The sequence below is a fragment of the Dermacoccus sp. 147Ba genome (assembly GCF_004151355.1).
GTDB classification, from domain to species: domain Bacteria; phylum Actinomycetota; class Actinomycetes; order Actinomycetales; family Dermatophilaceae; genus Dermacoccus; species Dermacoccus abyssi.
In genome coordinates this window covers 232,380-253,474 of record NZ_SEHL01000002.1, presented here as the reverse complement: position 1 = coordinate 253,474, position 21,095 = coordinate 232,380, and the positions used below count along the sequence as shown (strand labels likewise).

Annotated in this window: 21 protein-coding genes, 1 tRNA gene and 1 pseudogene; 7 read left to right on the top strand and 16 right to left on the bottom strand. The window is 68.1% G+C overall.

Annotation, left to right across the window (positions count from 1 at the left end; genetic code table 11):
* Nucleotides 1-29: 29 nt before the first annotated feature.
* The 4 genes from mshC to EVU97_RS03450 are packed head-to-tail and all read right to left on the bottom strand — an operon-like array spanning nt 30 to nt 3,404.
* Nucleotides 30-1,292, bottom strand: a complete 1,263-nt coding sequence (gene mshC, locus EVU97_RS03465; RefSeq protein WP_129663540.1) for a cysteine--1-D-myo-inosityl 2-amino-2-deoxy-alpha-D-glucopyranoside ligase — start codon at nt 1,290-1,292, stop codon at nt 30-32.
* 19 nt (nt 1,293-1,311) lie between these two features.
* Nucleotides 1,312-2,148 (bottom strand): SCO1664 family protein, encoded by an 837-nt coding sequence (locus EVU97_RS03460; RefSeq protein ID WP_205744854.1) that lies wholly within the window; start codon nt 2,146-2,148, stop codon nt 1,312-1,314.
* Nucleotides 2,145-2,666, bottom strand: coding sequence for a DUF3090 domain-containing protein (locus EVU97_RS03455; RefSeq protein ID WP_118912377.1), 522 nt, complete (start codon nt 2,664-2,666; stop codon nt 2,145-2,147). The genes EVU97_RS03460 and EVU97_RS03455 overlap by 4 nt, the downstream gene beginning before the upstream one ends.
* A gap of 9 nt (nt 2,667-2,675) precedes the next feature.
* Nucleotides 2,676-3,404, bottom strand: a complete 729-nt coding sequence (locus EVU97_RS03450; protein WP_129663538.1) for an MSMEG_4193 family putative phosphomutase — start codon at nt 3,402-3,404, stop codon at nt 2,676-2,678.
* 51 nt (nt 3,405-3,455) lie between these two features.
* On the opposite strand from EVU97_RS03450, the gene EVU97_RS03445 reads away from it, so the two are divergent.
* Nucleotides 3,456-4,457, top strand: a complete 1,002-nt coding sequence (locus tag EVU97_RS03445) for a magnesium and cobalt transport protein CorA (RefSeq protein WP_047312901.1) — start codon at nt 3,456-3,458, stop codon at nt 4,455-4,457.
* Nucleotides 4,454-5,440, top strand: a complete 987-nt coding sequence (locus tag EVU97_RS03440) for an aldo/keto reductase (protein ID WP_165357864.1) — start codon at nt 4,454-4,456, stop codon at nt 5,438-5,440. The genes EVU97_RS03445 and EVU97_RS03440 overlap by 4 nt, the downstream gene beginning before the upstream one ends.
* A gap of 92 nt (nt 5,441-5,532) precedes the next feature.
* Here EVU97_RS03440 and EVU97_RS03435 read toward each other — a convergent pair whose 3' ends face one another.
* Nucleotides 5,533-5,823: a primosomal protein gene (locus tag EVU97_RS03435; RefSeq protein ID WP_118912380.1), complete on the bottom strand. Its 291-nt coding sequence runs from the start codon at nt 5,821-5,823 to the stop codon at nt 5,533-5,535.
* A 37-nt stretch (nt 5,824-5,860) separates the two neighbouring features.
* Here EVU97_RS03435 and EVU97_RS03430 point away from each other — a divergent pair, with 37 nt between their 5' ends.
* Nucleotides 5,861-6,061: a DUF5703 family protein gene (locus EVU97_RS03430; protein WP_129663534.1), complete on the top strand. Its 201-nt coding sequence runs from the start codon at nt 5,861-5,863 to the stop codon at nt 6,059-6,061.
* 32 nt (nt 6,062-6,093) lie between these two features.
* Here EVU97_RS03430 and EVU97_RS03425 read toward each other — a convergent pair whose 3' ends face one another.
* From EVU97_RS03425 to EVU97_RS03410, 4 genes are all read right to left on the bottom strand, one after another.
* On the bottom strand, nt 6,094-7,416 hold the full coding sequence (locus EVU97_RS03425; RefSeq protein WP_129663532.1) for a M20/M25/M40 family metallo-hydrolase: 1,323 nt from the start codon (nt 7,414-7,416) through the stop codon (nt 6,094-6,096).
* Nucleotides 7,417-7,489: 73 nt separating this feature from the next.
* Nucleotides 7,490-7,574, bottom strand: a tRNA-Leu gene (locus EVU97_RS03420).
* Nucleotides 7,575-7,735: 161 nt separating this feature from the next.
* Complete coding sequence (locus EVU97_RS03415) at nt 7,736-8,989, bottom strand: SPFH domain-containing protein (protein ID WP_129663530.1); 1,254 nt, start codon at nt 8,987-8,989, stop codon at nt 7,736-7,738.
* A gap of 67 nt (nt 8,990-9,056) precedes the next feature.
* Complete coding sequence (locus tag EVU97_RS03410; RefSeq protein ID WP_047312822.1) at nt 9,057-9,509, bottom strand: NfeD family protein; 453 nt, start codon at nt 9,507-9,509, stop codon at nt 9,057-9,059.
* A 135-nt stretch (nt 9,510-9,644) separates the two neighbouring features.
* Here EVU97_RS03410 and EVU97_RS03405 point away from each other — a divergent pair, with 135 nt between their 5' ends.
* Nucleotides 9,645-10,013 (top strand): tetratricopeptide repeat protein, encoded by a 369-nt coding sequence (locus EVU97_RS03405; RefSeq protein WP_129663528.1) that lies wholly within the window; start codon nt 9,645-9,647, stop codon nt 10,011-10,013.
* A 43-nt stretch (nt 10,014-10,056) separates the two neighbouring features.
* Here EVU97_RS03405 and EVU97_RS03400 read toward each other — a convergent pair whose 3' ends face one another.
* The 4 genes from EVU97_RS03400 to EVU97_RS03385 form a co-directional block, all read right to left on the bottom strand.
* Nucleotides 10,057-11,433, bottom strand: a complete 1,377-nt coding sequence (locus EVU97_RS03400; RefSeq protein WP_129663526.1) for a DNA polymerase IV — start codon at nt 11,431-11,433, stop codon at nt 10,057-10,059.
* A complete protein-coding gene (locus EVU97_RS03395; protein ID WP_129663524.1) occupies nt 11,430-12,476 on the bottom strand; it encodes a glucose 1-dehydrogenase in 1,047 nt (348 codons plus the stop codon). Before EVU97_RS03395 ends, EVU97_RS03400 begins: the two co-directional genes overlap by 4 nt.
* Before the next feature lie 53 nt (nt 12,477-12,529).
* Nucleotides 12,530-14,626: an ATP-dependent DNA helicase RecQ gene (locus tag EVU97_RS03390; RefSeq protein WP_129663522.1), complete on the bottom strand. Its 2,097-nt coding sequence runs from the start codon at nt 14,624-14,626 to the stop codon at nt 12,530-12,532.
* Nucleotides 14,627-14,703: 77 nt separating this feature from the next.
* Nucleotides 14,704-15,477 (bottom strand): 1-acyl-sn-glycerol-3-phosphate acyltransferase, encoded by a 774-nt coding sequence (locus EVU97_RS03385; protein WP_129663520.1) that lies wholly within the window; start codon nt 15,475-15,477, stop codon nt 14,704-14,706.
* 34 nt (nt 15,478-15,511) lie between these two features.
* Between EVU97_RS03385 and EVU97_RS03380 the strand changes: the two genes are divergently transcribed.
* From EVU97_RS03380 to EVU97_RS03370, 3 genes are read left to right on the top strand one after another with little or no spacing between them, the layout of a single operon-like run.
* Nucleotides 15,512-16,288, top strand: a complete 777-nt coding sequence (locus EVU97_RS03380) for a HipA family kinase (RefSeq protein ID WP_129663518.1) — start codon at nt 15,512-15,514, stop codon at nt 16,286-16,288.
* The gene (locus EVU97_RS03375; RefSeq protein WP_118912388.1) at nt 16,285-16,677 is read left to right on the top strand and encodes a DUF3037 domain-containing protein; all 393 of its coding nucleotides are present in this window, start codon (nt 16,285-16,287) and stop codon (nt 16,675-16,677) included. Before EVU97_RS03380 ends, EVU97_RS03375 begins: the two co-directional genes overlap by 4 nt.
* Nucleotides 16,678-16,709: 32 nt before the next feature.
* On the top strand, nt 16,710-17,249 hold the full coding sequence (locus EVU97_RS03370; RefSeq protein ID WP_129663516.1) for a YbhB/YbcL family Raf kinase inhibitor-like protein: 540 nt from the start codon (nt 16,710-16,712) through the stop codon (nt 17,247-17,249).
* A 67-nt stretch (nt 17,250-17,316) separates the two neighbouring features.
* Here EVU97_RS03370 and EVU97_RS03365 read toward each other — a convergent pair whose 3' ends face one another.
* The 3 genes and pseudogenes from EVU97_RS03365 to EVU97_RS03355 form a co-directional block, all read right to left on the bottom strand.
* Nucleotides 17,317-18,363, bottom strand: coding sequence for an IS30 family transposase (locus EVU97_RS03365; RefSeq protein WP_225910816.1), 1,047 nt, complete (start codon nt 18,361-18,363; stop codon nt 17,317-17,319).
* Nucleotides 18,364-18,839: 476 nt separating this feature from the next.
* Nucleotides 18,840-19,268, bottom strand: a pseudogene (locus EVU97_RS03360) (TrmH family RNA methyltransferase); the annotation flags it as partial.
* A gap of 211 nt (nt 19,269-19,479) precedes the next feature.
* A complete protein-coding gene (locus tag EVU97_RS03355) occupies nt 19,480-21,003 on the bottom strand; it encodes a multicopper oxidase family protein (RefSeq protein ID WP_129663514.1) in 1,524 nt (507 codons plus the stop codon).
* Between the last annotated feature and the right edge of the window lie 92 nt (nt 21,004-21,095).

The window sequence follows — 21,095 nt, the reverse complement described above, 5'->3', positions numbered from 1 at the left end:
GCCGATCCTCGCGAGAGTCGGAGTGTGACTCAGAGGCGGACGCCGAGCAGGGCCTCGACCGCTTCGCGGACCTGGCCACCGGAACCGATGGCCTCGTTCTCCGCGGTCTCACACCAAGCGTCCACGGCGGCGAGCGCCGATGCGGTGTCGAGGTCGTTGCGCAGGGCCCGGCGCAGATCCGCGACGACGGCCTCGGCGTCCCCACGATCGTTGGACGTGGCGGCACGCCAGCGTGCCAGTCGCTCCTTGGCCGCCTCGAGCATGGCGTCGGTGTACTCCCAGTCGCTGCGGTAGTGCTGCGCGAGCATGACGAGACGAATGGCCATCGGGTCGACGCCCTCACGGCGCAACACGGAGACCTTGACGAGGTTGCCCTTGCTCTTGCTCATCTTCTCGCCCTCGTACCCGACCATGCCCTGGTGGGCATAGTGACGGGCGAAGGGCACCTGGCCGGTGAGCGCGACGGCCTGGACCGCGCTCATCTCGTGGTGCGGGAAGACGAGGTCGGTGCCGCCGCCCTGCAGAGTGAAACCGGAACCGAGGTGCTCGAGCGCGATCGAGGTGCACTCGATGTGCCATCCGGGGCGACCGCGTCCGATGACCGAACCGCCGTTCCAGGCGGGCTCCCCCGCGCGCTCGGCGCGCCACAGGAGCGGGTCGAGCGCGTCGCGTTTACCAGGGCGCTCGGGGTCACCGCCACGGTCGGCGTAGACGTCGAGCATCTCCTCGCGACTCCAGTGCGACAGGTCGCCGAACGTGGGCTGCTGCGCGAGGTCGAGGTAGATGTCCGCCGCGCCGTCGGCGACGTCCTCACCCTCGGGCACCGGCGAGGCGTAGGCCGCGCCGGACTCGACGAGCTTCGTCACATTGGCGGCGTGTGAGCCCATGGACTCGACGACGCCGATGTAGTGCTGCGGCGGCAGAACGGCAAGGGCTTCCATGTCGCCGTGGAAGAGCTCGATCTCGCTCGTGGCGAGGTCGCGCCAGTCGACACCGTCACGGGTGGCACGTTCGAGCAGTGGGTCGTCGACATCCGTGACGTTCTGGACGTAGGTGACCTTCATGCCCATGTCCCGCATGACGCGGTGGGCCAGGTCGAAGGTGACGTAGGTGGCCGCGTGACCGAGGTGCGTCGCGTCGTACGGAGTGATGCCGCAGACGTACATGCCGGCTGCTTCGGCGGGCTCGATCGGAAGGGGTTTCCCGGCGGCCGTGTCGAAGAGGGCGAACGGCGTGTCCGCTCCTGCGGTGGTCGAGACGGCGGGCAGGGAGGGCGCGGACCACGATTTCACGCCGCCCAGCCTAACGCGCTCACAGCGGCGGCCAGGGCAGGCCGTAGCGCTCCTCGGGTGGGTCCGGGAAGGTGCCGGCTTCGAGCAGTGCGTCGGTGCGCGCGTGCAGCGCCTCGATCTCGGCCGGTGTGAGGAGCGGGGCCAACCCCTGTGTGAGTTCCCCTCGCGCCGAGACGAGGCGCCGAAGCGCCGTCTCGATCGGCTCCTCCAGTGGGTCACCGGCGAAGCCCCACAGGACGGTGCGCAGCTTGTCGTCGGTGTGGAAGGTGAGGCCGTTGTCGATGGCGAACAGTGCCTCGGGTGTCTCGATGAGGTGGGAGCCCTTGCGGTCTGCGTTGTTCGTCACGACGTCGAACACGGCGATTCGCCGCAGGGCGGGCGTGTCGGTGTGGACGAGGACGAGTGGTCCCTCCTCACCCTCGAACGCGGCGATCGGGTGGACCGACCCCTGCTGGGAGACGAACTCCTCCTCGTCGAGCAGCGCGACGTGTGCCTGCTCCGTCGGGACGAGGGGACCCACCCAGCGCTGCAGTGAGCCTTCGCCCAGGTCGTCTTCGAACCACCGGGTCTCGGGAACGTGATCCCAGCCGAGCGCGGCGCACACGAGGGACGCCGCAACCTCCCGGTGCGCGAGGGTGCCTCGGGGGAAGTCGGCCAGCGGACGCTCGCCCGCCACGGGCTTGAACACGGCGCGGGCCGCGTGGTCCGGGAGCTCGCTCGGGTCGTCCGGCACCTCGGCGAGTGAACTCACGTCGGCCATGCGCAGGACGACGTTGGACGCCTCGACGAGACGGCCTTCGAGCGTCCACCGAGCGTGCTCAGGGAGCGAACCTCCCGATTCCTTGGGTTCGCTCAACGGCGGCGGTACCCGTTGGCTCGAGGGCAGACATGACCGCTGGGATCGAGCGGCTCGTTGCACAGCGGGCACGGACGTCGGCCCTGCGCGACGAGGGCGATCGAGCGGCGGGAGAACTCTCGCGCCACGCTGGGGGTCATGACGACGCGCAGAGTCGTCTGCTCGCCGTCGGTCTCGTCACTGGCGCCCACCTCGTGCTCGAGGTCGTGGCACTCGATGCTCAGCAACTGCGTCGTCGGATTCCACGCGGCGCTCATACTGCCGACCCGGAAGATCGGGTCGACAGGCAGCTCGAGGGGGTCGTTGTCCTGCGGCGCAGCAGGAACGTCCCGGTCGGCTCCCACCTCGTCGAGCAGTTCGGCAACACGCTCGGCGAGGAGTTCCACCTGCTGCTTCTCGATGGCGACGCCCTCGACGCGGCGCGGGTCGCGCACCTGAAGGTAGAACTCACGGGCCCCCGGCTCGCCGACCGTACCGGCGACGAAGCGCTGAGGATGAACGAACTCGAGCACTGGCATGGCTCCAGCCTAATTGCGCTGTCCAGACGCGGTGTCCGTGACGCCCCTCGATCCGCCGACGGTGGCGTCCGAGCCGCTCGTCGCCTGGTGGGTGAGCACGTCACGCAGCCCGCCGTGGGTGTGGTTCATGAGGAGGACGAACGGCCGCGACGACGTGTAGCGCACGATGCTGACCGAGGAGGGCGAGGCGACGATCCGCTGGAAGTCGTCGAGCGGTGTGCCCAGAGCGTCGGCGAGCACCGCCTTGATGACGTCGCCGTGGCTCACGGCAACCCACGTGGCACTCGCGCCGTGGGACTGCTCGACCCCGGTGTCGATCCCACGGACGGTCTCGACGGCCCTACGCTGCATGTCGCGCATCGACTCGTGCTCGAACGCGTCGCTGGGCGGAAAGGTGACGCCGGAGGGGGCCTCCTGGACGTCCTTCCACAGCGGTTCCTTCGCCAACTCGACGAGTGGGCGCCCCGTCCACGCTCCGTAGTGGCACTCGCCGATGCCGTCGTGTTCCTCGGGCACCAAGCCGGTGCGCTCCGCGAGCGGGGCTGCCGTCTCGCGACAGCGCACGAGCGGCGACGTCACGAGGCGTACGGGAGTCGTTGCCGCGGAGATCGACTCGGCGATGGCGGAGGCTTGCGTTCGGCCGGTGTCGTCGAGGTGGGTTTCGGGCGTCCAGCCGGCCAGAACACCTGAAGCGTTGGCCGTCGTACGTCCGTGTCGGAGCAGGATGAGGGTCGCCACGCCGCCAGCCTAATGACAGCGCCGGGCCGGATGGTCGAGGACAATGAGCCCGTGATCATCGACCAGGCCGTCTACCGCCGGGGCGAACGCCTGCCCTGCGGTGACATCAGCGACGAACTCGCTGAACTCCAGGCCCGAGGGGACGACGAGTCCAGCTTCCTGTGGATCGGCCTCAAGGATCCGACGGCCGACGAGTTCGAACACTTCGCCCGTGAACTCGAGCTGCACCCCCTCGCTGTCGAGGATGCCCTCAAGGGCGGCCAACGACCCAAGTTCGAGATCTACGGCCACATGGCGTTCGTCGTCATGCGCACCCTGCGCTACATCGACGAGAGTTCCGACGTCGAAACCGGTGAACTCATGGCGTTCGTCGGCCCCCACTTCGTCGTCACGGTGCGACGGGGTGAACCCGCGCCCCTCGAGCAGGTGCGATCTGCGCTCGAACACGACCCCACGATGCTCGAGAAGGGGCCGATGGCTGTGCTCTACAGCGTCATGGACGCGGTGGTCGACCGCTACCGCACCATCGACGAGGAGTTGAGTGACGACGTCGTCGCCATCGAGCACCGCGTGTTCACCCCCGGCCTGACGACGGACGTCGGTGAGATCTACGCGCTCAAGCGCGAACTGCTCGAAGCGCGCTGGGCCGTGCAGCCCCTCATCGAGCCCGCTCGGCGGTTGCTCGCGGCACGCTTCGTGCCCGACGAGTTCTCGCCCTTCTTCCGTGACATCCAAGATCACCTCCTCATCGTCCACGAGCACATCGAGACCTACGACCGGCTCCTGTCGGATGTCCTGTCGGCCCACCTCGCGCAGGTCTCGGTTCGCCAGAACGACGACATGCGCAAGATCTCGGCCTGGGTCGCGATCGCGTCCGTCCCGACGATGTTGGCGGGCATCTACGGCATGAACTTCCACTCGATGCCGGAGCTGGAAGCATCGGTGAATGTCGGCGGCAGCGAGTTCTACTACGGCTACTACGTCGTGCTCGCCGTCCTCGTCACCGCGTGTGTGCTCCTGTGGCGCACCTTCAAGAGAACAGGATGGCTGTGAGCTCACTGACGCACCTGCACGACGACCGACCGCACGTGGACGTCGCGACCCTCGGCGCGAGCGGCGCCCGGGTGAGTCGTGTCGTCCTCGGTGTCTCCGGGTGGGGCGGCAGCGTCGACGCCGAACGGGGCGCCGAGGTCGTCGACACCTACCGTGACGCCGGTGGCTTCACCCTCGAGGTCGGTGACACGGACGGCGGCGTGGCCGAGGAACTTCTCGGTGAGATCGTCGGCGGCCGCCATGCGCGTGACGAAGTGTTTCTCATCGGACGTTCCGGGCGCGGCTCGCACAGTGTGCCGGTGCCCGGTAGTAGCGGCGACACGTCGCGTCGGGCGCTCATGGCGGGCCTCGACGCGTCGCTGGCCCGCCTCGGCACTGAGCACCTCGACCTGTGGCTGGTCGACGGCTTCGACGGCGTGACGCCGAGCGCCGAGGTGGCCGAGACGATGGAGTGGGCGTTGACCTCAGGGCGCGCCACCTACGTCGGTGTCGGTGATGTACCGGCCTGGCGCGCAGTCGATCTCAGCCACGAACTGGCCACGCGGCGCATCCGTCTCGCGGCGCACGCCACCGAGTACAGCCTGCTCGAGCGTTCTGCGGACACCGACGTGGTCGACGCAGCTCGGACTCGGGGCCACGGTGTGCTCGGCGGAAGCGCTCTCGCGGGAGGGGCCTTGACCGGCAAGTACCGCCACGGAACCCCGGCGGACTCGCGCAGGGCCGCCGGTGTCGTCCCGCTCCAGCCCCGTCACTTCGGTGCCTCGGCGCGTTCCGTCGTCGAGTCGCTCGCCACCGCCGCCGAGGGGCTGGGCGTGCACCCGAGCGAACTGGCCCTCGCCTGGCAGTTGCGGCAGGAGGGACTCGACGCCCTCATGGTCGGTGCGCGAACACCAGCGCAGATGCGCGTGCTCCTGCGTGCGGGCCAACTCGTCGTCCCCGACGAGATCCTTGCCGTCCTCGACGAGGTCTCGCGCACCCGCTGAGTCGCCTCGCAACACTAGACATGAGGAAGGCCCGCCGTTGCCGGCGGGCCTTGCTCATGTTCGGAGCGTCATTGCACTATGACGCGCGCCGCTCAGTGCTCGTCGTCCTCGTCTTCGTCGTCGAGGTCTTCCTCGTCGTACTCGTCGTCGTCATCTTCGTCGTCTTCCTCGTCGAAGTCCTCCTCCGAGTACACCTCGAGCGGTGTGACTTCGTTGAAGGCGTCCATGAGGGCGTCGTCGTAGTCCTCGAAGGCATCGGCCAACGCCTGGTAGGCGGCGACGACCGCGGGGTCGTTCTCTCCCCGTCGTCCGGAACATGCTTCGAGGTGACGTTCGAAGGCGCTCGTGAGTGTTTCCAGAGCTGCGCGCGGGTCTGCGGTCATGTGGAAAACGCTACCGCGAACGCGGCAGAATGTGCAGATGCCCGAGTACGAATACCGCACGCTCACCTTCGAGCGCGGCACCAGCCGCGGAGACATCCGACAGGCCCTCACCGATGAGGCGGAGTACGGGCACTGGGAACTCGCGCGCACGCGCCTCTACCTCGGCGGAACGCGTCGGGTCTGGCTGCGCCGGCGCATCATTCGCATGCGCCGCGAGTCCCCCGGCGGCCTGCTCTGACTCCTGTCGTGTCGGGCGGAGCCGCGAGCCGCTCAGCAGTCGGTGAGGAAGCGCGCCAGGACGCGCTGACCGAATTCCAGGCTCTCGACCGGCACGCGCTCGTCGATGCCGTGGAACATCGGGGCGAAGTCGAGGTTGGCCGGCAGACGCAGGGGTGCGAACCCGTAGCCGGTGATGCCGAGTTCCTTGAGCGCCTTGTTGTCCGTGCCGCCCGAGAGGCAGTAGGGCAGCACCTCACATCCCGGGTCCTCGGCGCGCAGAGCCGACTTCATCCGATCGACGAGGTCCGTCTCGAACGGTGCGTCGAGCGCGATGTCCCGATGCAACGTCTCGACCGTCACGTGCTCGCCGGCGAGTTCCTCGATGACCGCCATGAGCTCGTCCTCGTGGCCGGGCAGGAAGCGACAGTCGACGTTGACCGATGCCGTCTGAGGAATGACGTTCTGCTTGTACCCCGCCGCAAGCATCGTCACGTTCGACGTGTTCGCCAGGGTGCCTTCGACGAAGCCGCGAGCCCCGCCGATCGTGGACAGCAGGGCGGTGTTGTCGTCGTCGGCGTACGTGATGCCCGTGGTGGTCGACAGACCGTCGAGGAGGGCGCGCACACTCGCGATGTACTGGCGCGGCCACACGTGGGCGTCGATGCGCGTGATGGCCTGCGCGAGTCGAACGATGGCGTTCTCATCGTTCGGCACGCTGCCGTGTCCGGCGCGTCCGTGGGCGGTGAGGCGCAGCCACCGGATGCCCTTTTCCGCGGTCTGGAGCAGGTAGGCCCGCTGGTCACCACCGGAGGCTGCCGGCACGGTGACGGAGTAGCCGCCCACCTCGCTGATAGCTTCGGTGGCGCCGTCGAACAGCTCGGGGCGGTTGTCGACGGCCCAGTGTGAGCCGAGCACTCCCCCGGCTTCCTCGTCGGCGAAGAAGGCGACGACGAGGTCACGCGACGGCTTGACGCCGCGGCGGGCGAAGTCACGCACCGTCGCGAGGATCATGGCGTCCATGTCCTTCATGTCGATGGCGCCGCGACCCCAGACGCACCCGTCGGCCAGGTCTGCCGCGAAGGGGTCGTGGGTCCAGTCGGCCGCTTCCGCCGGAACGACGTCGAGGTGCCCGTGGACGACGAGAGCCCCGCGCTCGGAGTCCTCACCGGGGATGCGGACGACGACGTTAGCGCGGCCCTTCTCGCTCTCGAACAACTCGGGCTCGAGGCCGACCTCCTGCAGCTGACCGACGACGTACTCGGCCGCCTCGCGCTCCCCCGGCCCCTCGACCCCGGGGCCGTAGTTGCTCGTGTCGATGCGAATGAGGTCACGGCAGATACGAAGGACGTCGCTTTCGGCGGCTGCAGAAGTCATGCTCCTACTCTGCCACCCGTTTCCGGGCACGAAAAAGCGGCCCGATGATCTCTCATCGAGCCGCTTCGCGGTGTGTCCGAGGGGGGACTTGAACCCCCACGTCCGATAAAGGACACTAGCACCTCAAGCTAGCGCGTCTGCCATTCCGCCACCCGGACAGGTGGTGTTTTCCGGCCGCTTCCGCGTCCTTCCAACGAGGGAAAACACTACCAGGCGATTCCGGCGAATGCACATCGAGATCCTGGGGGTGCGCCACGGCCCGCCGACACGGTGATGTCGGCGGGCCGTTCGCGTGCCGACGACGTCGAAACGTCATACGTCAGGCGTTGGGATTCCCCTGCTCGTCGCGGTTCACACCTTGCAGCGGCGCGCGCACGGGACGCTCCTCGCGCACCTCCTGCGGTGCCGGCTCCGGCGAGCCAGCAGCCTCGTCGAACGTGGGAGCAGCCACGTGCGGCGAGGGCGCGATCTGCGGGCGCTCGACTTCGCTCGGGGCATCTTCGGCGGCTGACGGAGCAGCAGCTCGCACGGGGCGAGCGGCCGTCTGCGTGTTGCGCTCTGCCTCGGTCGTGGCCTGGTTGGCCTCACCGCGGGCGTTCGCCAGAGCGACCTCCGGGTCCTCGAGGGTGGTGTCGGCGAACGCGTTGGTGTCGTTCGTGCCGGGGTCGACCCATTCCTCGTCGTCGTTGTCTCCCGGGCGACCGGCGTCGCCGCCGAGGGCGCTCGAGATGCCGCGCAGAGCGTCCGTGACCTCGGAAGGGATGACCCACATCTTGTTCGAGTCGCCCTGAGCGAGCTGCGGCAGTGTCTGCAGGTACTGGTAAGCGAGGAGACGCTGCGTCGGCTTGCCCCGGTGGATGGCGTCGAACACCTGCTGGATGGCGCGGGCCTCACCCTGTGCCTTGAGGATGGCCGCCTGGGCCTCGCCCTCGGCCTTGAGGATCGAGGACTGCTTCTCACCCTCGGCCGTGAGGATCTGCGACTGCTTGAAACCCTCGGCGTTGAGGATGGCGGCGCGGCGGTCACGCTCGGCGCGCATCTGCTTCTCCATGGAGTCCTGCACCGAAGCCGGCGGGTCGATGGCCTTGAGCTCCACGCGGTTGACGCGGATGCCCCAGCGCCCGGTCGCCTCGTCGAGCACGCCGCGCAGCTGGCCGTTGATCTGGTCGCGCGAGGTCAGCGTCTGCTCGAGGTCGAGCGAACCGATGACGTTACGCAGCGTCGTGACCGTGAGCTGCTCGATGCCCTGAATGAAGTTCTCAATCTCGTACACGGCCGACTTCGGGTCGGTCACCGAGTAGTAGATGACGGTGTCGATGCTCACGACGAGGTTGTCGCTCGTGATGACCGGCTGCGGCGGGAAGGTGACGACCTGCTCGCGCAGGTCGATGTTCGCGCGGACGCGGTCGATGAACGGCACGAGGATGTGCAGACCGTCGGTCAGGGTGCGGTTGTACGAACCGAGGCGCTCGATGATCTGCGCCGTCTGCTGCGGCACGATGCGCACCGTCCGCATGAGGACGACGACGACGAACAGGACGAGCAGCAGGACGGCGATGAGTCCTGGTGACATGGTGTTCCCTCCCCCGCCGGTTCGGGTGCCCGGCAGTGTGTGTGCTTCGGACTGTGGTGGCGCGCGATCAGTAGTGGGCGCCGGGGCTGGCCGGGTCGACGAGCAGGGTGGCGCCCTGCAGTTCGACGACCTGAACGGACGAGCCCAGCGGCAGCGTCGTGCGAACGTCGGTACGCGCGGTCCACAGGTCACCGTGGACCTTGACCAGGCCGGCCGTGTCGGACACGGGCTCGACGACGTAGCCGGTGAGGCCGACGACGGACGTCGGACCGATGTCCCTGTTGTCACGCTTGGGGCGCAGACGCTTGCGCAGGGCCGGGCGCAGCGTGAACAGGAGGCCCACTGCGACAGCGACCGCGACGACCGCGCTGAGGACGAACCCTGCGCCGAGGAAGGAGGCCAGGGCGCCGGCGAGAGCGCCGATCGCGAGCATGATGAACACGAAGTCCACCGTGACGGCCTCCACGGCCGCCATCGCGAGCGCGACGCCGAGCCACATCAGCCATGCACTGCCGTTCATCGTGTTCCGCTCCCAAGGGTTGGCCGTCAATGCGCTTGCGGCCCACCGTACGTGGTCCGACTGGGGTCGGGAATGCGAAACCCTAACGATTGTCTTACATCTCAGAACATCGACCGATCGGTCAGGAGGCCTTCGATGACGAATTACCCGTGGAGCGACTTAACCCCCGTGCGCACCGACGCCCGCGTCGAGTACAAGGGTGCCCTGCGTGACTTCGAACGCCGCCGTTACGTCGATGCCGCCGAGCGGCTCGAATGGATCCTGGGCCAGCCGGTCGACCACCGCCACGGGCTCGGTGACGTGCGTGAACTGCTCGCCCGCGCCTACTACCACTCGGCCCGGCTGGATCTCGCCGAGAGCACCGCTCGTGCCGTCATGAGCGATCAGCCGACGAACGGCTACGCCGCCATGCTTCTCGCGCGAACGCTGCAGCGGCAGGGGCGCGCGGAGGAGGCGAAGGCTCCGGCCGCTTTGGCGGCGGCCCTGGGCGTGACTGCCGACTGACAGTCCGAAGAACAACCGGCGAAGCGCCCAGCTGAGACGTGATCTACGTCCAGCTCGGCGCTTCTGCTGGTGAGAGGGCCTCGTCGTCCACGGCGAAGGTGTGCACCGGTCCCGGCGGGGTGGTCGGCCCCTCGAAGCGAACCGTGACGCGCGAGCGCCCGGAGCCCCAGACCCAGCCGTTGCCGTGATCGGGGTGGTGGACGTCCATTCCGGTACGCCAGCGGCGCTCTGGCGACGGGCTGAAGCGTGTCGAGAGATCGATGGCGTCACTGCCGGGGGCGGGTTCGTCCTGCGGTGACGGTGCGAAGACCTCCGGGTACTCGGTCTCGTCGTCGGCCGAGGTCTCGAGATCGAACAGTCCCGTCTGGGCGTGCGCTACGAACCCGCTGAGACCGACGCCGAGCAGGCGCACACCCTGAGGCAGATCGAGCCCGTCGAGCAAGCGTGTGGCGGTTCGCGCGATGACGTCGGCGTCCCGTGTCGGTGAGGTGGTCGTGAAGCTGCGCGTCAGGGCCGTGAAGTCGGGAAGCCTCACCTTGAGGTGGACGGTTCGGCCGAAGACACCGGCCTTCTCGGCGCGCGCCCCGACCGATTCGGCGATGCGCTCGATCTCGCGGTGCAGGACGTGACGCTCGTGCACGTCACGTTCGAAGGTTTCCTCGTTCGAGATGCTCTTGGCCTCGCGCGAGAGCGTGAGCTCGCGGTCGTCCCGGGCCCGCGCCAGCGAGAAGAGGGAGCGCCCGTGCCGTTCGCCGAACACGCTGACGAGGTCGGTGTCGGTCATGCGCCGCAGGTCGCCGACCGTCTCGACCCCGAACGTCCGCAGCCGGGCCGCCGTGGCCGGCCCCACGCCGCTGATCGCCCGCACACTCATCGGTTCGAGGACGCTCTCCTCCTCCCCCGGCGCGACGATCGTGATGCCGTTCGGTTTGTCGAGGTCCGAGCCGATCTTCGCGAGCATCTTCGAGGTGGCCGCACCGGCACTGGCCGTGAGGCCGCCGGTTGCCTCCCGGATGTCGGCGTCGAGGCGCTCGAGTCGCTTCCGGACGGTGTCGACCTCCAGATCCTCCAGGTCGGCGCCCCGCAGATCGACGTACGCCTCGTCGATGGAGACCTGCTCCACGAGCGGCGACAGCTCACGCAGCAGATCCATGACGACGAGGGACGACTTGCGGTATGCCTCGAAGCGCGGCGAGAGGAACGCCGTTCCGGCGGGGCAGATCGCCCGAGCTTCCGCCGTGCTCATCGCACTGCGGGCACCGTAGACCCGGGCCTCGTACGACGCCGTCGAGACGACCCCACGCATCCCCGTGCCCCCGACGACGACAGGTCGCCCACGCAGACTGGGCTTGTCCCGCTGTTCGACCGACGCGAAGAAGGCGTCGAGGTCGACGTGCAGAATGCTGGGGTCGCTTCTCACGTGAGGTCGAGAACCACCTTGACGTCGCCGTCCTGACGCTCGAAGGCCTGCGCGAAGTCCTCCAGCGGCACCCGGCGCGTGATCAGACGCTCGAGCCACGCGTTGTCCGCACGGTCGAGCACTGCGGCGGCCTCTTCGTAGTGGCGGCGGTTGGCGTTGACGGAGCCGACGACGACGCCGTTGTCGAGCACGAGGTCACGGTTGATGAACCCGAGGTCGACCTCGGACTCGTGCGGAGCCGAGATTCCGGTGAGGCAGACGATGCCGTAGGGCACGTTGTTGGCCAGCACGGCCGAGATGACGGGCACGGCACCGGTGGCTTCGATGACGACGTCGGGGGCGATGGTGGTCATCTGCTCGACGGCATCGCCCGTGACGTAGTGCGCGCCGAGCGCTTCGACGAGTTCGGGTTTGATGCCCTCGGTGGCGCGGTCGAGGACGTAGACCTCGAGGCCCTTCTGAACGCCGATGAGGGCGCCGAGGAGACCGATGGGGCCGGCGCCGGTGACGAGAACCCTCTTGGGGTCGAAGTAGGCGCGCGAGCCGATGCGCTCGACCTGCTCCCACGCCTTGGCGACCACGGTGGTCGGTTCGAGAAGGACACCGACCTTCTCGAGGTTGGGTGCGAGCTTCACGGCGTGTTCGGCGGGAATGCTCCAGCGCCTCGAACCGAAGCCGTGGATCTGCTTGATGCCGTGCTCGGTGTACTCGCCGTTGCGGCACATGTCCCACTCGTCGTGGGCGCACGCGACGCAGGGCTGGGGGTCGGGCATACGCACGATGCCGACGACGAGGTCACCCGGTGCGAACTCGCTGCCCTGGGGAGCCTCGAGGACGCGTCCGAGGGACTCGTGGCCGAGGATGAGGCGCTCGGCACCGTCGGGGGCCCAGCCGTAGGCGCCTTCGGAGATTTCGTGATCGGTGCCGCACACGCCGAGCGCGAGGCCCTCGACGAGGAGCTCGTCGTCACCACGGCTCGGGTCGGGCATGTCGGTGACGGCGAGGGAGTCGGCCTTCAGGGGTACGACGGTGAGTGCACGCATGAACGTCACCTTAGAACCGAGGCCGGGCGACCGGCGATTCGACGCACGCCACGTCAGCCGACCGCGCGGTGGATGACTAGCGGAAGGACGACATCGGCATCGGCTTCGCGCAGGCTCGCCGCGGCGACGGTGGGCTCCCACATCGTGTTTGTCGTGTCGACGACGAGGAGAACGCTCGCGCCGGCCACGTCGGGGAAACCCGTCGTGGCCAAGGCGTCGCGCCACGCCGCAGCGACCTGTGCTCCGGAGAGACCCTGGGTGTCCGGCGGGACGCCGTTCCACGTCGCCACGGGCAGCTTGCCTACCTCGCCCAGGTGCTCGGCGAGGCCCTCGACGCGCGCCGTGGCGACGGCGGCCGATGCGGTGCGTGTGGGAAGCGCGATGACGCAGCTCGGGCGGCGGCGCCAGGTGGACGCCCAGGCCGCGAGGACACGCACCGCCGAGTCTCGGAGCGCCTGCGAGGGTGGCTCGCTTCCACCGGCGCGGGCATCCTCGCGGCGTTCGTCCTCCCACTCGGCAGCGTCGGCGTGAATGATGACCCGCCCCGGATCTGCTCCCAGCTCCGCCGGGATGCGCCCGCGCGCCCCGAAGGGACCGCCTGGCCACATCTTGCGCGGTTCGAGCGTGATGGTCTCCGCGCGCAGCACGGCGGCGATGCGCTCGACCGTGGCGGCGTCGACGTCGGCGCTCAGCGGTTCGGGCAGATGTCCGAGGCAGACGGAGCAGCGGCCGCAGTTCTCGGCCTGCGGGTCGTCGAGGGCCGTGCGCAGCAGCTTCATGAGGCATTCGCGGCCTGCGATGTAGCTGCGCATGATGTCGGCCTCGCGTTCACGGGTGGCGATGACGCCCTTGTAGTGCTGCTCGTCGAACGTCCACGGGGCGCCGGTGGCGCTCCATCCGTCGGCCCTGCGCTCGACCACACCGTCGACAGCGAGTTGTTTGAGCAGCAGTTCGACGCGGGTACGGCGAATGCCTGTTTCGGCGTCGAGGGCCGGAACGCTCATCGGCCCGTCGGAGGCACGCAGTGCGGTGAGGAGGGACTCGACCTGGTCCTTGCGCGGGATGGTGGCCGTGGCGAAGTAATCCCAGATGTGTTCGTCACCGGCCGCTGGCAACAGCGCGACGACGGCGTGCTCGATGGCTCGCCCGGCTCGCCCGATGTGCTGGTAGTAGGAGACCGGCGACGCCGGTGCGCCGAGGTGGACGACGAAGCCGAGGTCGGGCTTGTCATAGCCCATCCCGAGGGCCGACGTGGCCACGAGGGCCTTGACCTCGTTGCGCCGCAGAGCGTCCTCGAGGTGCTCGCGTTGACCGGCTTCCAGCTGACCTGTGTAGGCCTCGACGGGAAGGGAATCGCCGTGGGCCGCCTTGATGGCGGCCGTCAGGCGCTCGGCGTCCGCGACGGTGAGGGTGTAGACGATGCCGCTGCCCGGCAGTGACGCGAGGTGATCGACGACCCACGCGTAGCGCTGGAGCGCCGTCATCTCCGGGAGCACCGCGGGGTGGAGGGACGATCGGGCGAGCGGACCGCGCAGCACGAGGGACGACTCCCCAAGCTGGGCGGCCAGGTCCTCGGTGACGCGCTCGTTGGCGGTGGCCGTGGTGGCGAGCACGGGCGTGCGGGGGTTCAGTTCGCGCAGGACGTCGGCGACGCGGCGGTAGTCGGGCCGGAAGTCGTGGCCCCAGTCGGAGACTGCGTGGGCTTCGTCGATGACGAGGAGACCGAGGCGCCCGGCGAGGCCGCTCATGACGCGCTTGCCGAAGGTCGGGTTCGCGAGGCGTTCGGGTGAGACGAGGAGAACGTCGAGTTCGTCGGCGGCCACGGCTGCCTCGATCTCGCTCCACGAGTCGAGGTTGCCCGAGTGGATGGCCGCGGCGCGCAGGCCCGCACGGGAGGCGGCGGCGACCTGGTCGCGCATGAGGCTGAGCAGCGGCGAGACGACGAGGGTGGGACCGTCACCTCGTTCGCGGGAGGCTGCCGTGGCGACCCAGTAGACGGCGGACTTGCCCCAGCCTGTGGCCTGCACGACGACGACGCGGGCACCCGGACGGGACAGCGCTTCGACGGCGGTGCGCTGATCGTCGCGGAGGGTGGCACCTGGGCCGGCGAGCGCTTCGAGGACGCGAGTGGCGACGTGGTCGATCGACATGTCCTCACCCTAGGGCGAGGCGCTGACAACCCCGGAAATCCGGGGCTGCCAGCGCCTCGCTCGGCACCTGCCCGAGATCAGTCGCGCTTCTCGCGCTGCTTCTCGACGAACTTGCGGCGACGCTCGGCGGCGACGCGGGCGTCCTCGGCCTCGGCCTCCTCGAGCGTCGGGGCGGTTCCGCCCATGGAGGCCGGTAGGAACTCGAGGTCGCTGCCGCTGAGCTTCGGGTAGGCGGCGCGGATCTCGTCGAGCATGGTCTTCATGACGCCCTTGACACGCTCGGTGTTCTCCTCGGGGCTGAGCGCCTCGTCGTAGTGCATCGGCTCACCGACGGCGACCGTGATGGGCGTGTTCGTGCGGCCCATGCGCTTGGGCTTGCCCTTGGTCCACACGCGCTGAGAGCCCCAGATGATCATGGGAAGGATCGGAACGCCGGCCTCCTTGGCCATGCGGACGCCACCGGACTTGAAGGACTTCAGTTCGAAGGAGCGCGAGATCGTCTCCTCGGGGAAGATGCCGACGATCTCTCCCGCCTTGAGAGCGTCGACCGCTGCACGGTAGCTCGCCGCTCCGTTGCCGCGCTCGACGGCGATGTGCTTCATGGCGCGCATGAGCGGACCGGAGATCTTGTTGTCGAAGACCTCCTTCTTCGCCATGAAGCGGATGAGGCGCTTGTGCTTGCGCGCGGGGAAGCCGGCGTATGTGAAGTCCATGTACGACAGGTGGTTCATCATGACGACGGCGCCGCCGGTGCGCGGCACGTTGTCCTCGCCGAGGAGGGTGAACTTCAGGCCCTGGCCGGCGAAGAGAGTGCGGGCCAGGCCGATGACGGAGGTGTAGACCGGTTCCATGCAGTCAGCCTAGTGGCCCGGCTACCCTGTTGCGGTGCTCGAGACCATCACCGCGACGCGGTACGTCGTCCCCCTCAAGGAGGGCGGTTCGCTGCCCGGCGTCGTCGAGGGAAGTGACGACGGCACGTGGGTCGTCAAGTTGCGCGGAGCCGGTCAGGGGCTCAAGGTTCTCGTCGCCGAGGTGGTCGTCGGTGAACTCGCACGAACCCTCGGCCTGCGGGTTCCTGCGCTGAAGCTCGTCGAGCTCCCCGAACCCATCGCGAAGTACGAGGCGGACGAGGAGGTACAGGACCTGCTCACGGCAAGCCTCGGGCTCAACCTCGGGGTGGACCTGCTGCCCGGCGCGTTCGCCTACGACGGTTCGCAGCCGCCGCCCGCCGACGAAGCCGCCACCATCCTCTGGCTCGATGCGTTCACGGCGAACATCGACCGCACGCCGCACAACCCGAATCTCGTGCGCTGGCACGGCAACACGTGGTGCATCGATCACGGCGCAGCGCTCTACTTCCACTACTCGTGGCCGTCGAAGGGCTCCAACCCGGAGCGGTTCGCCGCGCAACGCTTCGAGGCCACCTCGCACATCATGTGGGGCGTGGCCACCGAAGCCGCCGCGACGCACGAACGGCTCAGCGCCCAGGTCGATGCACAGCTCCTCGAGCGCATCCTCGGCCTCGTACCGGACGAGTGGCTCGAAGCCACCGATGCCATGCCGACGCCGACCGACGTCCGCGGGGCCTACGTCGAGAACCTTCTCGCGCGGCTGGCCTCACCGCAGGCCTGGTCGCCCGCCCACGCGGAGGGTGCGCGATGAGCGGCATTGGCTACCAGTACGTCCTCCTGCGTCTCGTGCCGTCGATCGAGCGCGAGGAGTTCCTCAACGTCGGCGTCGTCGTCTATGCGCAGATGGCCGATTTCCTCGACGCCCGCTTCGATCTCGCGCCGCAGCGCCTCGAAGCTTTCGCACCGCACCTCGACCCGGCTGATGTCGAAGCCGCGCTCGAGGGTATGTGTGCCGCTGTGCGTGGCGAGGCCTGCGCCGGCCGACCGGCGATGCCGAAGTTGGGGCAGCGTTTCGGATGGATCACCGCCCCTCGTTCGACGATCCTTCAGCCCGGCCCCCTGCACGGCGGCGTCACCGACGATCCGGCACTCACCCTCGATCGGCTTGTGTCGCGCCTCGTCACCCCGTCGGGCGGCTGACAACGCCCGAGGTCGCGGCATAGGGTCGAAACATGACTCTCGAACGACCCGTCGCACCCGACCCCTACTCCCTCCTGCCCGAGGTTCCGTCGTTCACCGTGACGAGCGAGAACTTCGCCGACGGCGACACGCTCGCCGACGCGCACGTCTTCGACGACTGGGGCTTCACCGGTGGCAACCGCTCCCCTCAGCTGAGCTGGAGCGGCGCTCCGGAGTCGACGACCTCCTACGTCGTCACGTGCTTCGACCCCGACGCCCCCACACCGTCCGGCTTCTGGCACTGGGCCGTGGCCGGTATCCCCGCCGACGTCACTGAACTGCCCGAAGGCGCCGGTGACGGCACGAACCTGCCCGAAGGTGCTTTCCAGCTGACGAACGACACGGGTTCGCGCGGCTACGCCGGCGCCGCTCCGCCCGAGGGCGATCGTCCCCACCGCTACATCTTCGCGGTGCACGCCATCGAGGGCGACCCGCTCGCCATCGACGACAGCGTCACCCCCGCGGTCCTCAGCTTCAACGCGGTCTTCCAGACCGCGGCGCGCGCAACGATCACGGCCACCTACGGTCACTGATCCGGCTCACAACGACGCCCCACTCGAGCTTGGGCTGATTCTCGTGGTCCTCGCAACACCTGATTGATCACGTGGTTTGAAGTAGATCACGCAGGCGCTCGGCTGGGTTGTCCCAGTTGAGCGTTTTGCGTGGGCGCCCGTTGAGCTCGGCAGCGACGAGTTCCAGTTCGGCGGGCCCGTGCACGCTCAGGTCAGTGCCCTTTGGGAAGTACTGACGCAGCAATCCGTTCGTGTTCTCGTTGCTGCCGCGTTGCCACGGTGAATGCGGGTCACAGAAGTACACGTTGGTGCCGGTCGCGATGCTGAACTGCTTGTGCAACGCCATCTCCGCGCCCTGATCCCACGTCAACGACGCCCGCAAATGCTGTGGCAACCCACCGATCGTCGCGATGAGCGCGTCCCTGACGGTCAACGCGTCATGCGCGCCACCAGGTAAATGAGCGAGCATCACATACCGGGTGTGACGCTCCACCAGTGTCGCGATCGCTGACGCGCCATCCTTTCCGATGATCAAGTCGCCCTCCCAATGCCCGGGCACCGCACGATCAGCGACCTCGGGTGGCCGGTCGCTGATCATGACCATCGGATCAACGAACCGGCTCGCGCGCTGATCCGGGCTGCGGTGCGGGCGGCGGCGGGCGCGGCCCGTGCGCAACGCCGCTGTGACTTCACGCTTCAATCCGCCGCGGGCTTGCACGTAGATCGCTTGGTAGATCGTCTCGGTGCTCACCCGCATGTCCTCATCGTCAGGAAATTCCTTGATCAAGACATTGTGGATCTGCTCGGGCGACCACTTCACACCCAACTTCGCGATCACGTAGTCACGCAGCCGGCCCGGCTGGGCGAGTTTCGCTTCCTTCGCACGGGCCCGCGACTGCGTCCACGCCCGGTGCGCGGCATACGGGCGATAGCGGCCCGCCTCATCGGTGTAGGTGTCGATCTCACGTTTGATCGTGGACGCAGGCCGTCCCAGTGCGCGCCCGATCGTGCGCAATGATGCTCCCTCCCGGCGCATGTCCGCGATCTTCTCCCGCTCTTCGAGCGTCACGTATCGCGGGTGTAGGGGCCGTGATAACGCCGCCAACGTCGGCGTCAAGGTGTCCATGCCGACCATCGTCGTCGTACCAGTGCGATAGTCGACCAGGCGCCCATCGGAGTGCAGGCGGCTATGACCGATCTGACGAATCCCCCGATCCCAGTCATGAGCTGTGCGCGCATGCACGCCGACCAGGGCGGCAGCCTCCCGGCGCGAGACTCCACGAGCACGTAACAAGTCGTACTCACCACGGCGCGGGTGCGGACCGGCCCCGGTTTTCCCACGCCCGCGAAGGCCCGCTTGGCGCGCCCACGCGTACGCCGAGTTCCGATTCGCACCGACCGCGCGAGCAGCAGCCGACACGTTCCCATCATGGGCATCCATCGCAGCCAAGAACGCTGCCTTCACCCCGTCAACCGACACAGTCCTCGCAACTCCCACAAAGTCTGGGTGTTGCGAGGACTGCTAGAACCCGCCAAGCTCGAGTGGGGCGTCGTCGATGCTGTCCAGTGAAGTGCTGGGCCGGGGGGCCGTGGTGCGGCGCGGGTTCGACGTCAGGCGCGCAACGTGTACATGGCGACGGCGGACGCCGCGGCGACGTTGAGCGAGTCGACGCCGCCGGCCATGGGAATCCGCACCGTGAGGTCGCAGCCGGCCACCGTTCGTTTGCCGAGGCCGTCGCCCTCCGTACCCATGACGAGGGCCAGCCGCTCCGGCGCGCGGGCCGCCAACTCGTCGAGCGTTACCGAGTCGTCGCCGAGAGCCATCGCGGCGAAGGCCCAACCCTGCTCGCGCAACGCGTCCATGCCGCCCGGCCACGGTTCGATGCGGGTCCACGGCACCTGGAACACCGTGCCCATTGAGACGCGGATCGAGCGCCGGTAGAGCGGGTCGGCGCACCGGGGCGTCACTAGCACGGCATCGACGCCGAGTGCCGCAGCGGAACGGAAGATGGCACCGACATTGGTCGGGTGTTCTAAAATACGCGCTCTGCCGACGGAGGAGGGCTCGCTATTCGGAGGGACCGATATGACGTGCGAATTTTGACGACTTGTTCACCTTGCATACCACTATCGTCGCAGGCTGCTCGCTCCCGAACCAACCTCGAAGCGCACTTCGGAGATCTTCTCTGCCCAGGCCGGGAGGAGCAGCGATGACCTGCGCCGCGCCGGTAAGGCGCGCGGCCCCGATGCTTCAGTTCACCTGGTAGGCGATCGTCGTCATCATACCGGCTTCCCCGTGGTAGACGTTGTGGCAGTGCGAGAGCCACCGTCCGGGATTGTCGGCATCGAACTCGACCCGCAACGTTGTGCCGGGAACAACGATCGAGGTGTCCTTGCGCGGCCCTCCCCCGGAATGCTGGTAGGTGTGTCCGTGCAGATGCATCGGGTGCCACATCTTAGTCGAGTTCTTGAACTCGAGGGCGACCCGCTCCCCTTCGACGATACCGAGGGCGTCGCGCATCGGCTTGTCCATGTTCATGCGCTTGCCATTGATCGCCCAGTCATACTTCTCCATGCCACCGGTCAGCTCAAGTGAGAGGGTGCGGTCGACAGCGCGGTTCGGCAGAGCGACTGAACTGGTTGCTTTGAGGCTGTCCGCGGTGGCGGGGGTCTTCTGCTGGGGCAGCTTCACGTCCATCGCGGGCGCGCTTCCCGACCCAGTGCGCAGAATAGCAAGGGCCTGGTTCTGCTTCCCAAGGGCTTCGGCGATGACTGCGAATGCGCCGTCGCCGGCAGTGACGACTGCGTCGTAGCGCTCCCCCATTCCAAGAACGAGGCTCTCTGCCTTGAGGGGTTTGACGGGGAATCCGTCGGAGTGCGTGATCGTCATCTCGTGCTCGGTGACGCCGAAGCGGAAGGCGGTGTCGCCGCCAGCATTGATGATCCTCAGCCTGATCCGCTCTCCAGGCTTGGCGGCAAAGGTTTGCGGGTCGTTGGCGGGCTTGCCGTTGATCAAGTAGAGGGGGTAGTAGACGTCGCCTGCGTCGCCGCCGAGCAGAGGCGAGGTCGCGCCCATGAGGGTGTTGCCCATTCGCATCGGGCCCATGTCCATGTCACCGTGTCCCCCACTATCGTGGTCCATCATTCCCTGGCCGAGCTCCTTCATCACCTCGTCCGGTGTTGCGGTGATGCCGTCGAGCCAGTCGTCGACGACGATGACCCATTCCTTGTCGTAGTCGCCCTTCTCGTTCGGGTCATCGATGATCAGCGGCGCGTACAGACCACGGTCTTGCTGCGTGCCGACGTGGGGATGGAACCAGAATGTGCCTGATTCGGGCAGTGTGAACTCGTAATCAAACGACCCGCCGGGCTTCACGGCATCCTGGGTGAGACTCGGCACGCCGTCCATGTCGTTGCGCAGCGCCAGCCCGTGCCAGTGGACGCTGGTTGGATCAGGGAGATCGTTGGTGAAGGCGACCTTCAGGGTGTCGCCGACGTTGCCGCGCAGCGGCTGGGTCGCCGAGGCTCCCCGGTAGGCCCAGGTCTTCGCGGTCTTCCCGCCGAGGTCGAGGGTGACCGGCTCGGCGGTCAGCGCGCGGTGCACGACAGCACCGGTGCTGCGGCGCTTCGCCTCCGCGGCGGTGACCGCGGTGCTGCTGGGTCTCACGAATGAGGTTGTTTTGGTGGCAGTGGTGCTGCATCCGGCGAGGCCGGCGGCGGTGAGGGTCAGTGCGCCGACGGACAGGAACTGTCGACGGTTCAGGGTGGAATGCATGGGTGATGTCCTTGTGTGTCGGTAGTGAGCGGAGCCACGGCATCGCGCTTGCGCGCTCGACGATCACGGATGGTCGGAGGCGCAGGTCAGCA